This window comes from Adhaeribacter arboris (assembly GCF_003023845.1).
Lineage (GTDB): Bacteria > Bacteroidota > Bacteroidia > Cytophagales > Hymenobacteraceae > Adhaeribacter > Adhaeribacter arboris.
The window spans coordinates 93,299-107,721 of record NZ_PYFT01000001.1; the positions used below are offsets into that span (position 1 = coordinate 93,299).

The 14,423-nt window shown below is 42.5% G+C and carries 10 protein-coding genes; 4 read left to right on the forward strand and 6 right to left on the reverse strand.

The annotated features are described in order from the left end of the window. Positions 1 to 198: 198 nt before the first annotated feature. A complete protein-coding gene (locus AHMF7605_RS00365) occupies positions 199 to 552 on the reverse strand; it encodes a HesB/IscA family protein (RefSeq protein WP_106925352.1) in 354 nt (117 codons plus the stop codon). A 148-nt stretch (positions 553 to 700) separates the two neighbouring features. Here AHMF7605_RS00365 and AHMF7605_RS00370 point away from each other — a divergent pair, with 148 nt between their 5' ends. After that, a complete protein-coding gene (locus AHMF7605_RS00370; RefSeq protein WP_106925354.1) occupies positions 701 to 1,225 on the forward strand; it encodes a DUF7935 family protein in 525 nt (174 codons plus the stop codon). 205 nt (positions 1,226 to 1,430) lie between these two features. Here AHMF7605_RS00370 and AHMF7605_RS00375 read toward each other — a convergent pair whose 3' ends face one another. From AHMF7605_RS00375 to AHMF7605_RS00395, 5 genes are all read right to left on the reverse strand, one after another. Next, positions 1,431 to 2,519, reverse strand: a complete 1,089-nt coding sequence (locus AHMF7605_RS00375) for an aminotransferase class V-fold PLP-dependent enzyme (RefSeq protein WP_106925356.1) — start codon at positions 2,517 to 2,519, stop codon at positions 1,431 to 1,433. 113 nt (positions 2,520 to 2,632) lie between these two features. Continuing rightward, positions 2,633 to 4,525: a phosphoglycerate dehydrogenase gene (serA, locus tag AHMF7605_RS00380; RefSeq protein ID WP_106925358.1), complete on the reverse strand. Its 1,893-nt coding sequence runs from the start codon at positions 4,523 to 4,525 to the stop codon at positions 2,633 to 2,635. A 254-nt stretch (positions 4,526 to 4,779) separates the two neighbouring features. After that, entirely contained in the window at positions 4,780 to 5,301 is a 522-nt protein-coding gene (locus tag AHMF7605_RS00385) for a hypothetical protein (protein ID WP_106925360.1), read from the reverse strand. Positions 5,302 to 5,595: 294 nt separating this feature from the next. Continuing rightward, on the reverse strand, positions 5,596 to 6,744 hold the full coding sequence (gene bshA / locus AHMF7605_RS00390) for an N-acetyl-alpha-D-glucosaminyl L-malate synthase BshA (protein WP_106925362.1): 1,149 nt from the start codon (positions 6,742 to 6,744) through the stop codon (positions 5,596 to 5,598). Between the two features lie 419 nt (positions 6,745 to 7,163). Next, on the reverse strand, positions 7,164 to 10,121 hold the full coding sequence (locus AHMF7605_RS00395) for a glycoside hydrolase family 3 N-terminal domain-containing protein (RefSeq protein WP_106925364.1): 2,958 nt from the start codon (positions 10,119 to 10,121) through the stop codon (positions 7,164 to 7,166). Positions 10,122 to 10,603: 482 nt separating this feature from the next. Between AHMF7605_RS00395 and mutL the strand changes: the two genes are divergently transcribed. The 3 genes from mutL to AHMF7605_RS00410 are packed head-to-tail and all read left to right on the forward strand — an operon-like array spanning position 10,604 to position 14,173. Continuing rightward, complete coding sequence (mutL, locus tag AHMF7605_RS00400; protein ID WP_106925366.1) at positions 10,604 to 12,469, forward strand: DNA mismatch repair endonuclease MutL; 1,866 nt, start codon at positions 10,604 to 10,606, stop codon at positions 12,467 to 12,469. A gap of 12 nt (positions 12,470 to 12,481) precedes the next feature. Beyond that, a complete protein-coding gene (locus AHMF7605_RS00405) occupies positions 12,482 to 13,264 on the forward strand; it encodes a rhomboid family intramembrane serine protease (RefSeq protein WP_106925368.1) in 783 nt (260 codons plus the stop codon). Positions 13,265 to 13,273: 9 nt separating this feature from the next. After that, positions 13,274 to 14,173: a rhomboid family protein gene (locus AHMF7605_RS00410; RefSeq protein WP_106925370.1), complete on the forward strand. Its 900-nt coding sequence runs from the start codon at positions 13,274 to 13,276 to the stop codon at positions 14,171 to 14,173. Positions 14,174 to 14,423: the final 250 nt, after the last annotated feature.

The window sequence follows — 14,423 nt, forward strand, 5'->3', positions numbered from 1 at the left end:
TTGGGTATTACACATAAACCATAAACAAAGAGCCAAGGTAATTTTATCACCATGGCTCTTTGTTTGAATACTATATTGAATTGGAATGTTCTTCTTTAACGCATATTTAAAATTCGTTAAAACTACCTGATCTATTTCATGCGTGGTTTAGGCAAGTACACTTTGCGGTGTCTGGGTTAGCCGCAAAAAACGACAATGTTAAGAAGAAAAAGAACTGCCGCAGCCGCAGGTACTCTGGGCTTGGGGATTGTTAAAAGTAAAACCCCGGGCATTTAGTCCGTCCTGAAAATCAATTTCCATCCCCATCACGTACATGCCGTGTTTTTTATCCATCAACACCATTACCCCATCTATTTCGTAAGCTTCATCGCTATCTTTCTTTTTATCGAAACCCAGCAAATAAGACATGCCGGAACAACCGCCGCCTTGCACGCCTACCCGTAACCCATATTCGGTTGGTACGTTTTTATTCTGCATAATTAGTTTTACCTCGTTTAAAGCCCGGGGTGTAATTGAGATAGGAGCTATTTTATTTAGTGTGGTAGTCGCCATATTAGTAGAGAAATAAATTTTTCACAAAAATAACTAATATTCAGTATAATTGTTTTGCCCAACAAATATAAAAGAATAACAGGCCAGTTACCGAAATGATTCCGGTATAAAGGGTAATTCGGCCGCCGAACTATTTACCAATAAAACTATGCATGAATACCTTTTTGATTTATTAAAAATTTTATTGCCCGCTGCTTTGGTTCTAGTAGGCATGTACCTGGTAATTAAATCTTACCTCGACAAAGAAACCCAACGCCGGGTTTTAGAATTAAGAATGAAAAACACCGAAATAGTTTTACCTATTCGTTTGCAAGCTTACGAACGGATTTGTTTATTGTTAGAACGGATTGCGCCCAGCAATTTATTGATTCGGGTAAGTCCGGCTGGCCAAAATGCAGTAGAGTTTCAATACACGCTTCTGGCCGAAATCCGGAACGAATTTAGCCATAATGTGTCGCAACAAGTGTACATGAGCGAAGTTGCTTGGCAGCACGTAAAACAAGCCAAAGAAGACGTCGTAACCATGGTGAACAAAGCTTTCCACGAACTACCCGAAAATGCCAAAGGTACCGATTTAGCGAAACGCATTCTGGAATCTGTTATAGCCGATAATTATGATCCTACTACTGCGACTTTAAGCTTTATTAAGCAGGAAATAAATCAGGTATTTTAAGTAAATAGACCCAAGTATCAAGATATTAGATGTTAGACTTTTTTGGAATTGAGGAATTGAAGTTTAATGCTTTATTACAGCAATCCCGACATCAAGTATATTGAGTTAATTTTGTCACTTTACTTAGTTTAGATCGTGCATAAAAACCAACCCGCCAGCTTTAAAGCTGGCGGGTTTTATTGTTGAGGATAAAAGTTGTAATTTTTTACCCGAATAGCTCCCGTAATTTATACACTAATGCCTGAATCTGAGCCAGGGAATGCGCTGGGAAGTTAGCAATCCGGATTTGAGTATCTTTATAATTTCCGTAGCCGCTGCCAATTACCATATCAAAAGGTGCCAATTTTTTGATTACTTCCGCTGATGAAACCTTAGTGTTGGCAATTACCGTAGTTTGCGACCGGTGCGCTGGTTCCGCTACGGCAATATCAAAGTTCTGGCTTTCTGCTAAGTAACCGTAAATAACTTTGGCTTTAGCTTCCGTTTCCTGCCGGATAGTAGCTACTCCGTGATGATTCATTTCTTCCACTACTTTACCCAGCAGATAAATTGCCAGCACATTCGGGGTTTCCGGGTTTTGGTAGGCCCGCGCTTTACTCAGCAAAGCCGGAATGCTATGATACGAACCAATCGAATTTCCTTTAGATTTTAATTTTTCCGCTTTCGCTACGCAACGATCGTTTACCAGCCAAATACCTAAACCGGCGGGCAAGCCAAAGCCTTTCTGCACTGAAAAATAGGTAGAGTCAATCTGATTAAAATCAAACTCCGGATAAGGCGCCGAAGAAACCGCATCTACATAAATTAAGGCTTCGGAATCTACTTTTTCCCGGAATTGATTTATATCCGCTGCTGGCATACTGGCACCGGAACTGGTTTCATTTTGTACTAAGGCTACCAACTCCGTTTTTTCAGGAACTTCTACTTCAGCAAGAGTAAAGCCTTGCCCAAAAGGTATTTCCCACTTGGTAGCTTTTCTACCAAGTTCCTGAGAAATTTCGTAAAACCGCTTCGAGAAAGACCCATTTACCAGATGAAAGCTTTCGCGTTCCACATTATTCTGAATGGCTCGTTCCCAAACTTCATTGGCTGAGGCAACAAACAAAATATCCCAGTTTGCGGGCAATTGTAACAACTGCAGCAAACCATTTACCGCATGCGCATAAATATCTTTAAACTGCTGACTCCGGTGCGAAATAGAGCCAATTTTGTTCGCCATAGCAGTAGCCAAATGGGCGGGAACAGTGGGGTACAATTCCGAAGGCCCCGGCGTAAAGTATATTTTGTTGTTCATTTAGTTACAAGTTACAGGTTGCAAGTTGCAGGTTGAAAATTTTAATAAATATAAAAGATACAAGTTACAGGTTTAGAAAAACAACTTGCAACCTGTAGCTTGTAACCTGCAACCTAATAAAGCACCCGGAATTTAATGGTGTTTTGGATATTGCGTAGGTCGCCGATCAGGTTTTTGTCGTAGGCCTTATCAATATCGGTGATGACGTAGCCAATGTTTTCGTTCGTTTTTAAATACTGACCCAAAATATTCACATGGTGGTTGGCCAGCACATTATTAATATGGGCTAGTACTCCCGGAACATTGTCGTGGACGTGAATTAAACGATGCGCATTCTTCAGCTCTGGTAACTGAATATTCGGGAAATTAACGCTTTGGTAGGTATTACCCGAGTTTATGTACTCCATTATGCGGTTCGGAACGAAGTTGGCAATATTGGCCTGGGCTTCGGAAGTACTGCCGCCAATGTGCGGGGTTAAAATAACATTAGGTAAACCGCGCAACTCGTTCACAAATTCTTCGGCATTGTTCGCCGGCTCGTACGGAAATACGTCTACCGCGGCGCCTATAATTTTACCGGATTTAATATTTTTAACTAAACTCGGAATATCTACCAAATGGCCCCGGCTCAAATTCAAGAAAATAACTCCGTCTTTCATGGCTTCAAACTCGGCAGAACCAAATAAGTCTTTGTTGCTGGCTCGACCATCTACGTGCAAGGTTATGATATCGGCGATACTCAGCAGTTGCTTTAAAGAGGTGCATTTTTTGGCATTTCCAAGTTGTAGCTTTTCTACCATATCGTAGTAATACACTTCCATGCCCATCGCTTCGGCGAGAACCGACAACTGAGAGCCAATGTTGCCGTAACCTACAATACCTAATTTTTTACCCCGCACCTCAAAACTATTATGCGCCGATTTATCCCATTTGCCCTGGTGCATTTTTTCGCTCTTATTGGGTATGTTTCGGGAAAGCATGATAATCTCGCCGATAGCTAATTCTACCACGCTGCGGGTGTTGCTGTAGGGCGCATTAAAGGCCGCAATTCCGGCTTTGGCACAAGCTTTCAGGTCAATTTGATTCGTGCCGATGCAGAATGCCCCAACCGCCATTAGTTTATTCGCACTTTGAATTACTTTTTGGGTAACCTGAGTTTTCGACCGGATGCCTAAGATGGATACATTTTTTACCTTTTCACTTAGTTCCTCTTCGTTCAGAGCCGTGCTCATGATTTCCACCTGGTATCCTTCCTGCTTAAACAAACGTACCGCTTCCGGGTGGATATTTTCCAGGAGCAACACGCTTATCCGGTTTTTAGGATAAGAAATAGCCATGGGTAGTTTATTCTGGTACAAAAACTCATCGAAGCTGGGCGCAATGTGTTCGGCTTTGGCAACAACCGCATCGCGGACTACGTTTTCGGTGAAAGCGTAGAATTTATTCGCTAAGCCAGCTTCTTTGATTTCGTAATCCGTGTAGCCATCGCCTAGCACGTACACATCGCCTTGTAAAGCCAGATTTTCCAATAATTTAATTTTGCCTTTGTCGCGGCACAGTACATTCTCCTGGTCAAATCCTATAATGTTGCCGTTTTCATCAAACCGGAAGGTATTGGCATAAATATTTTCTTCTTTAATGCCGTACTCGGTAACAATAGGAGTAATAAATTCTTTGAATCCGCTCGAAACAATTAAAATCTGATCGGCAAAGGCGGTAAAAAAGTCTTTATTGCGACGGATAGAATCCGATACTTTGGTTTTTAGCGTGGCAATTAGCGGGGTTAAGTGCTTTTTGTTGGCTTTCAATAATATCAAACGCTGGGTTAATCCTTCGGTAAATGAGCTTTTACCGTCCATGGCGCTATTGGTCAGGTTCTTGATTTCGGCCAGAATCTGATCTTTATTCTCATCGTCTTTCAGCGAAATTTCTCCTAACTCATCCAGAGCTTCTACCTGAGTAAACGTACTATCAAAATCTATTATGAAAAATTTGTCTTTAATCATGGCAATAAAAACTTAAAAAAGGAAAACCAAAGTTGAAAATTTTTTACTGTTTATCGAAGTGATTCCTAGTTTTATTCTAAAAATTAGAAAAGAAGATTATTTTGTAGCAATGCAGGTTAGTTTTTTGAATATTTTGAAAAAAATAGGTTGGAAAACAGCTTTTTGTTAAATACTTAATCAGCAACGCAATGCAACCCTAAGTTTATTTTTGAGTTCAGATCAGGGCTTAGATAAAGAATAAGTAGTCAGCTGGCTCAGAGGAATGAGGTTAAAAGTAATGTGAGTGCTACTTTTATAACTTTGTTGCCGGGTGGTTTTTCGATGCATTTTTTGTATGCTTCGGCAATTTGCTTAAATTTTTCGGAGTGCAGGTGCAGCTCATCAAACCAATCATCGAAAGTCATGGCCGTGCCCCGACAATCAATATGGTACACGTTAGCGAAGGTTTGGGCTAAATCAGCGAATAGAAAATTTACTTCAAAAATAATAGCTTTCAGTATTTTCCGGCTAATCTCTTCATCGGTAATTCCTTTAATCATGAGCGGCCTTATGAGCCATTTGCCGGAATTAATCATCTGGTTAAGTATGGGTTGTAGGGCATACCATTTTTTCCAGCGGGTTTTGTAAGTGGGTAAAGCATAATCGTAGCCTTGCGTAATTATTTGCAGGTTGGTAAACTTGCCGGAATCGCGGAATCGTTGAAAGAGTTGATAATACTGGGCTTTAATCGTCCAGATAAAAGAGTAAAGATCCTTGGTGAGGTACTGGTAACCCATTCGAATATCTGCTTTATCCGGCTCAGTTTCCTAGGTCAGCATTTTTTCTATTTCGTACCAAGGGCGAAGCGGGTGGGTGTTTTTTGCGTTCACCATAATAGCCAAGCGATTAAAGCTTAACAAATCATTGCCGCCCCGCTAATCATCTTCTATTTTTGAAATTCTCCTTTCATTCCGGCAGCCTATTTTAAACTTACAAGTTTAATCGTCTTGCCAGCATTTCCTTAGCCTGATTTGGAAATAAAAAAGCCCCGCATTTATAATGGCGAGGCTTTTCTAATATAAGCTAAACTCTTAAACCGAGGCACTCACCTCTTGTAACTGAGCGTCAATTACATTTTGGTATACTTCTTCGTAGCGGGGCACAATCTTATCCACTTCAAATTCGCGGGCGCGGGCCAAAGCATTTACCCGGAATTGCGGTAACTGGGCGTCATCCAGAATATACAAAGCATTTTTTACCATATCCTCCACATCGCCCACTTTGCTCACAAATCCGGTTACCCCGTCTACGTTCAGCTCCGGAATACCGCCGGCGTTAGACGAGATTACCGGCACTTCGCAAGCCATCGCTTCCAGAGCGGCTAGGCCAAAGCTTTCTTTTTCCGAGGGCATCAAAAATAAATCGCACACCGAAAGTACTTCTTCCACAGCATCTAACTTGCCCAAAAAGCGCACGTCGCCACAAATTTTAAGCTGACGGCATAATTTTTCCATTTTCTGCCGGTCGGGGCCATCGCCCACCAATAATAATTTACTCGGAATTTTGCGCCGTACTTTATCAAATATCTTTAACACGTCCTGTACCCTTTTCACGCTCCGGAAGTTAGACGTATGCACCAGCAACTTTTCGCCGAAAGGAGCAATAGCGGCCCGGAAATGTTCTTTGTGCTGTTTCCGGAACCGTTGTAAATTGATAAAATTAGGGATAACCACAATTTCCTTTTCGATGGCGAAATGCTCGTAGGTTTCCCGGCGCAGGTCGTTCGAAACGGCGGTAACGCCATCCGACTGATTGATGCTGAAAGTTACTACCGGTTCGTACGATGAGTCTTTTCCGACCAAGGTAATATCGGTGCCGTGCAATGTGGTAACAAAGGGAATATTAATCCCTTTGGTTTTTAAGATTTGTTTTGCCATGTAAGCAGCGGAAGCGTGCGGAATGGCATAATGGACATGCAGAATATCCAACTTTTCAAACTGCACAATATCTACCATCTTACTGGCCAAGGCCAACTCGTAAGGTGCGTGCTGAAATAAAGGATACGACGGAATATTTACTTCGTGGTAAAAAACGTTGGCACTAAAAAAATCAAGCCGCACCGGCTGACTATAAGTTATAAAATGCACTTTGTGGCCTCTTACAGCCAAAGCGTTACCTAGTTCGGTGGCTACTACACCGCTGCCGCCAAAAGTAGGATAACAAACAACTCCGATATTCATGGTAATAAAAAATGAGTTTTACGCAATGTACGTACAACAACCATCAAATGAAACAATTGTTCGGCTTCAGAAATTAAGTTATCGAGAACTTTAAGACCAGATAATTCATATTGGGTAAATAGAAAGTTAAAATTAGTCCGTTTGATAATGTATTATCTTACAAACTGCTCTGCTATATTAATTAAAAACCATGTAGCAAGAATAATAGCAGAACGGGCATTTAGTCGTTAACAGAAATTAACATTTAAGTTGTAAGACGGTACTTATTTTCCGAATAAGATATTCTTTCAAATACAAAAGACTGCTTGAAACATCTACTTTTGTCTACTGAATTTTGCGGAATGTAGATACGCAATTCTGGTTTTATTTAACCAATTAAGCTAAAATTAAGAATTGGCAGGTTTTGTTAGTGATAGCTACTAAGATTTTACTAAAATAGCCTTATAAATTACATCGTGGATGCGGGTCCGGAAGTTTTCGGTGAGTAATTTTTGGTTAGCGGCATTCGGATACACGCGATTCGATAAAAAGATATACACTAGTTTTTGATCCGGGTCTACCCAGGCGCAAGTGCCGGTAAAACCGGTATGCCCAAACGAATTTATGGAAGCTTTAAGGGAAGTAGGCCCGAAACCATTAGGATTAGGTTTGTCCCAGCCTAAACCGCGGCGGTTCGTAGGGTCTTGTTGTTGGGCGAATTCAGTTACCACCGGAGATTTAAAAAATTGAACGCCACCGTAATTACCGTTTAAGCGGTTCATCTCCATTAAAATAGCCAAGTCGGTGGCATTACTAAACAAGCCTGCGTGGCCGGCTACCCCGCCCAGCATGGCTGCCGTCTGGTCGTGTACGGTTCCCCAAACCAAAGTCCGGCGGAAATAATTATCGTACTCGGTAGGAGCAATTTGGTCTTTAGTAAATTTATTTAAGGGATTATAAGTTAGCGTGCGCAAGCCTAGCCGTTTGTAAAAATATTGATCGGTAAATTCGGCAAGCGGTTGTTGCAGCAAGCGTTCGGCTACCCGCTTTAAAATATAAAAGCTAAGGTCACTGTATTTCATTTCGTAACGCGCTACGCCTCTTTTCTTGAGTAGCAGGCGCGAGTGTACCGTCCAGGACCAAAGCGAATCTTCCATGGTTTTCACGGAGTAAACGCCCGGTACCACTTCGTTTGGGTAAATAGTGGTTTGGGCACTCGCGTAATACGTAGGGCTCAATTGCAGCGAAGCCAGCGTTTTTTGCCAGTTCGGAATGCCCGGTTGCAAACCTGCCTGGTGCAGCAAGATGTCTTTAATTACCAGATTTTGCTTGTTCGTGCCTTTTACTTCGGGTAGATAATAAGCTAGTTTTTGGTTCAGGTCTAATTTACCCTGATCCTTCAGGTACATAATAGCTTGCAGGGTGCTGGTTACTTTGGTAATGGAGGCTATATCGTAAAGAGTATTGTTGGTAACAGGCTGGTTGCTCTCATAAGTATACTTGCCGTAAGATTTGTTAAAGACAATAGCGCCATCACGGGCTACCAGCACCTGACAGCCAGGAGTAGCTTTGGTATTAATAGCTTCGGTGGCTAAATCATCAATCTCACTTAAAACGTTTGAGTCCAGGCCTACGCTTTCCGGAACATCGTAGCGAAGGCGATTTAAGCTGGCGGTTTCCAGACCAAATCCCGCCGGAAAAGCTTCGGAAGCGGTAACAGGTAATTTACCCTGGGCGGGTAAGGAGCCAAACAATACCTGAGGCGTTACACTCTGCGAAATTGGGTTATCTTCGTAGCTGCATACGAGCCATTTACTGCCTTCGAAATATTTTAAACTGTAGGCATTGCCTAATACACATACTACTACTTTTTGCCGCGGATTTTCTTTTTGCAATTTTTGAATAAAAGTGCGCGAATATTCGCCGATACCGTAATTACTAACCGAAGTACTGTTTAAACTATGCAAACTGACTACTACTACATCAAAGCCGCTTAATTTTTTTCGCAGATTAATAAAAACGGAATCGGGTACGTAGCGTTCCCGCACGTTAAAAGTAGTAAAAGGAGCGTAACGTTGCAGGGTTTCGGTAAAAGGATTATCGGGCCGGATGCCAATGCTTACGTGGGCGTACCGGGTAGTATCTACTTCCCGGAAAGGTAATAAATTACCGTGGTTAGCGGTTATGGTTACCGATTGTTCGTAAAGTTTGTGCTGCACGGCCCGGCTGCGGGGGCGATTGAGTTCTTCTTTCAGGTGGTGCAAGTTTACGGGGCGGTATTGGCTTAGGCCCGCCCAGTACTTGGCGTGCAGTATTTTCCGAACCCGGGCATCAATATCCTCGGTAGTAATTTCCCCGCGGCTAATGGCATTTTTAATTTCGGTAACGGCCGTTGGCACATCTTCGGAAAACAGCAACACATCGTTACCAGCTAGTAAGGCCAAGGCATCCAATTGACCTGGTTTGTACGCCCGGGTAACACTTTTCATGTTCAAAGCATCGGTAAATACCAGGCCCTGGTAGTTCATTTTTTGCTTTAGTAAGCCGGTTACCAGTTTATAAGACAGGGTAGTAGCTTTTACTTCGGTAGAATCGAATTGCGGCATGTACAGGTGCCCCACCATTACGCCTTTTACCCCCGCTTGAAACGATTGCATAAACGGATACAAATCTACTTCCGTTAGGCGCTTTAAATCAGAATTAATAACGGGTAATGCCCGGTGGGAATCCGTATCGGTATCGCCGTGACCGGGAAAATGTTTCGCTACGGCAATAATGCCATTATCTTGTAAACCTTTAATGTAAGCAATGCCGCGGCGGCTTACCTGTTCTTTCGATTCACCAAAAGAACGGTTACCAATAACCGGGTTTTTAGGATTGCTGTTTACATCCAGTACCGGGGAGAAACTCACTTGTACGCCCAGCCGATGCAGGTTTAAAGCAATTTCCTGAGCCATTAGGTATACGTAATGTTCATCGGCCATAGCGCCTAAGGTCATTTGTTTGGCAAAGTGCATGCTGCTGTCCAGGCGCATGTTTAAACCCCATTCGGCGTCCATGGCAATGAGCAAAGGTACCTTCGCGCGGGATTGGTACTGATTGGTAAGAGAGGCCTGGCGGTAAGGGCTACCGTACAAAAACATTAAACCGCCAATGTTGTACTGAGTAATTAACTTTTCAATCTGTTGTACGTGTTCTGCACCCCGGTTCGAAAGAGCAGTTACCATAAATAACTGGCCCAGTCGCTGATCGAAAGTGAGCGAGGAAAAAACACTATCTACCCAGGCTTGTTCGGTTTTACTTACAACAGGCTGATCCGTGGAACTATACGACGATAAAAGTAAGCTTAAGCCCAAAAAAGAACTCACCAAAAAAAGTAATAAAAAATTCTTCCACATGGGTACTGATACTATATAATTTGAATAGGTCAGAATAAAATCTAACTTTGCCGGACTAGATTTTAAACCAAAGCTTAAAGTTCGCGCCCTATAAATATTGCTACATTTTACGGCAGTTTTTGGCCAAAAAACCAATCTTTTACAATTTCGGTTCCTACTGGTTTCGTTTTTAGCCCCAGGCCGGCAACTTTATTCTGTAAACAAACAACTATCGCGGTAAAAACCAAAAATCAAAACGCAGAATCAAACAAATCGTTTGTAATATTACTAATAAATTTTCGATTGAATAAATAGAGGGCCATTTAAAACCAGCTGGTTTAAACTTGCTAAACCTTTTTATCGTTCTTTTTCCGCGCAGCTTTACTGCTGGAGAAGACATGTAATAAACGAAGCCGCGTAGTTCGAAAGTGTTGTGAATGGCGCCTGATTCCTTTAAATTATTTTTTTAAGTTTGCCCTGTTTTTAAATTAAGATATTGCCGCATGCCCGATATTATCCGTTTGTTACCCGAGTATTTAGCCAACCAAATTGCCGCCGGCGAAGTGGTGCAACGGCCAGCTTCGGTGGTGAAAGAACTGCTCGAAAATGCGGTCGATGCCCAGAGTGCCAGCATCCAGTTAATTGTGAAAGAAGCCGGGAAACAATTAATTCAGGTAGTTGATAATGGTTTGGGAATGAGCGAAACGGATGCGCGGATGTGCTTTGAGCGTCATGCCACTTCTAAGATTAAATCTACCGAAGATTTATTCCGGATTCGGACCATGGGGTTTCGGGGCGAAGCATTGGCTTCTATTGCGGCGGTGGCGCAGGTAGAACTTAAAACGAAAACCCGCACCAGCGACATAGGAACAAAAATAGTAATCGAAGGGTCTGAGCTTATTAGCCAAGAGCCGGTAGCCGTGCCGGATGGAACCTCGGTGTGCGTGAAAAACTTATTCTATAATGTACCCGCGCGCCGGAATTTCCTTAAATCTAACCCGGTGGAAATGCGGCATATTCTGGATGAATTCATGCACCTGGCTTTAGCGCATCCGGAAATTGCTTTTTCTCTCTACCAAAACGAAATCGAAATTTTTCAGCTGCCCGCCGGTAAATTAAGCCAGCGGATTGTGAATTTATTTGGGAATAATTACCGGGAGCAATTAGCCACCTGCGAGGAAGTAACGTCTTTTATTAAAGTAAAAGGCTACATCGGGAAACCAGAATTTGCTAAAAAATCGCGCGGAGAGCAATTCTTTTTCGTGAACGAACGGTACATTCGCAGTTCGTATTTGAACCACGCCGTATTAACGGCCTACGAAGGTTTACTCCCGAAAGATAGTCATCCGTTTTACGTTTTATTCATTGAGATTGCTCCCGAAAGTATTGATATTAACGTGCATCCTACCAAAACCGAAATTAAATTTGAGGATGAAAAAACCGTTTACGCGATTGTTCGGGCAGCGGTAAAGCAATCGTTAGGCGTGCATAATATTGCGCCTTCGCTGGATTTTGAAGGGGATGTAAATTTTTCGGCCATCCGGCCAGTAGCTGCCCCGGCCAATGACAGCAGCTTTGCCAAAGCGGCCAATTTTGAAAGTTTTATTCAAAAAAACACTTCTCCCGGTGCTTCCGTAACTCCGGCGCCTACACCCAAAAATGGGGGGCACCCGGATTGGCAAAAAGTGTTTGAACCGCTGCAGCAAGTGTCGCAGGATTTTCCCCGCGAAATAAATGAAAGTAAATTAACGGAGTTCGATTTTCTTAGTGGGCTAGGTAAAACAAGCGCCAGCGATCAATCGGGTAAAAAGGCTTTGCAGGTCCACCAGAAATACATTATGGTACAGGTAAAGTCGGGCATTATGCTCGTCGATCAGCAAGCGGCTCAGGAACGGATTTTGTACGAACAATTTTCGGCGTCGCTGCAGAAAAATACCGGCAGTTCGCAAGCTTTACTCTTTCCGCAAGTGGTGCAACTTTCGCCGTCGGATTACGATTTATTGCAGCAACTTACCAAAGAATTTAATGCTCTGGGTTTTGTTTTTAATGAATTTGGGAAACATACCATTGTTTTAAACGGAATTCCGGCGGATGTGCCCGCCCGCGATGAAAAAGCCTTGCTCGAAGAACTGCTCGAACAGTACAAAAACAATCAACAGGAAATAACCTTATCTAACAAAGAAAACCTGGCCCGGGCCATGGCTAAACGCGTGGCCTCGCGTTATACCAGCCGCCTCACCGATTGGGAAATGAATGCCCTGGTAGATAAATTATTTGCCTGCCAAACCCCGAGCTATACGCCTGCGGGTCAGAAAACGTTAGTGATGATGGAATTAGGCCAGCTGCAAAACTTTTTTCTTAAAAATTGATATTACATAAGTATGATGAGTATAACCCCCATGGTGCGAAACCTACTAATTATAAATGTGGTAGCGTATATTGCTTTTACTTATTTTGGTAGTTCAGCACCTTTTGCCTTGTACGATTTTCGCTCCGAATTATTCCGACCTTATCAGTTTATTACGTATATGTTTATGCACGATAGTCGGTCATGGGGTCATATTTTTAGCAATATGCTCAGCTTGTTTATTTTCGGACCGATGCTAGAACACCGCTGGGGCCCGCAACGTTTTTTAATTTTTTATTTAGTTTGTGGCGTGGGGGCAGGGATATTATATTCCGGCATCCGATCTTACGAGTTTGGGCAAATGCAACAAGCAGAACAAGAGTTTTTAATTAATCCTACGCCTGAAAATTATCACTCTTTTCTAGAAGAGAGTTTAAAAGGTGATTATGATACTCAGATGCTTTTAGACTTTAAACGCAATCAAACTAATACGCAATTTATAGCAGCTGCAAAACAGGATGTAAAGAATTTTTACGAAAAAATCATCAATATTCCCATGGTGGGTGCTTCCGGCGCCGTATTTGGCTTGTTAATGGCTTTCGGTTTGTTATTCCCCAATACGGAATTATTCCTGCTCTTTTTTCCGTTTCCCATAAAAGCGAAGTATTTTGTGTTATTCTACGGTGCTTACGAACTTTATGCGGGCGTACAACGCTTGCCCGGCGATAACGTAGCGCATTATGCCCACTTAGGCGGAATGCTTTTTGCGTTTATTTTGCTTAAAGTCTGGGAACGCGACCGCTCTAACTTTTACTAACCAACTTGTATGACGAGTATTTTTGACGATATCCGGAATGCTTTCCGCCTGCGCAATGCCCTCAATCAATTAATTCTAATTAATGTGATTGTGTTTGTGGTATTGTTGCTGTTGCGGGTCATTCTGCGCATTTCTACCCATTCCGATGCTTTATTTGAAACCATTCTGGAATATATTGCCATGCCGGCTAATCCCGGAGTTTTACTTACCCGGCCCTGGACTATATTTACGTATTTTTTTACGCACCGTGAGTTCTTCCATATTATATTTAATATGCTGAATCTTTATTGGTTTGGCATGATTATCCGCGAATATTTAGGTGATAAGAAATTGGTAAGTTTGTATATTTTAGGTGGTTTGGCCGGCGGGTTGTTTTTTTTATTATTCTATAATTTAATTCCGTATTACCAGCCCCGGGCTGTCTACGCTACCATGATTGGTGCTTCGGCAAGTACCTTGGCAGTTACAGTAGCGGCAGCCACCTTATTACCTAATTTTCAATTTAATCTGTTATTTATCGGGCCGGTTAAAATTAAATACATTGCGGCTTTCTTCGTGCTCTTGTCAATATCCGGGGCTATAGGCGATAACGCGGGCGGTAACTTAGCTCACTTAGGCGGCGCTTTTATCGGATTTTTATTTATCAAACAACTGCAGCGGGGTACCGATTTAGGGCGACCCATTCATGCCGTAGGTAATTTTTTCCGGAATATATTTAAGCCCCGCACCCCTTTAAAAGTAACCTACAAGAACCAAAGCCGGACCAGTACTTATACCACTTCCGGCAGCGGCGAGCCTTCCCAAACCGAAATTGATCTTATTTTGGATAAAATTTCTAAGTCTGGTTACGAGAGTTTATCGAAAGAAGAAAAACAAAAACTTTTCCGCGCCAGCCAGAAAAAAGATTAAAGAAAATTTAATACCAAATAGAAATAAACAAGACGTATTAACTGGTTATAATTAGAATCAGATAGCCAAGAAGAAACGACAGCAGTTTGGCTAGGAAGGGCCTTCTAAGGTTCCGGTGCCGCAGGCATTCCGACGTGAGGAGGAAAGGAAGCTTAAACCCGCCCAGAAGAGTCAAACGAGGCCACCGGCCATGAGGCAATCAGGTTACTTCTCAAACTGCATCAGCTCCAATGCCTGGAGCTGGGAACCG

Excerpts from the sequence above, each read along its gene's own strand:
- AHMF7605_RS00365 (WP_106925352.1), bottom strand. The coding sequence starts at position 552 with ATGGCGACTACCACACTAAATAAAATAGCTCCTATCTCAATTACACCC.
- AHMF7605_RS00370 (WP_106925354.1), top strand. The coding sequence starts at position 701 with ATGCATGAATACCTTTTTGATTTATTAAAAATTTTATTGCCCGCTGCT.
- AHMF7605_RS00375 (WP_106925356.1), bottom strand. The coding sequence starts at position 2,519 with ATGAACAACAAAATATACTTTACGCCGGGGCCTTCGGAATTGTACCCC.
- serA (WP_106925358.1), bottom strand. The coding sequence starts at position 4,525 with ATGATTAAAGACAAATTTTTCATAATAGATTTTGATAGTACGTTTACT.
- AHMF7605_RS00385 (WP_106925360.1), bottom strand. The coding sequence starts at position 5,301 with ATGGGTTACCAGTACCTCACCAAGGATCTTTACTCTTTTATCTGGACG.
- bshA (WP_106925362.1), bottom strand. The coding sequence starts at position 6,744 with ATGAATATCGGAGTTGTTTGTTATCCTACTTTTGGCGGCAGCGGTGTA.
- AHMF7605_RS00395 (WP_106925364.1), bottom strand. The coding sequence starts at position 10,121 with ATGTGGAAGAATTTTTTATTACTTTTTTTGGTGAGTTCTTTTTTGGGC.
- mutL (WP_106925366.1), top strand. The coding sequence starts at position 10,604 with ATGCCCGATATTATCCGTTTGTTACCCGAGTATTTAGCCAACCAAATT.
- AHMF7605_RS00405 (WP_106925368.1), top strand. The coding sequence starts at position 12,482 with ATGATGAGTATAACCCCCATGGTGCGAAACCTACTAATTATAAATGTG.
- AHMF7605_RS00410 (WP_106925370.1), top strand. The coding sequence starts at position 13,274 with ATGACGAGTATTTTTGACGATATCCGGAATGCTTTCCGCCTGCGCAAT.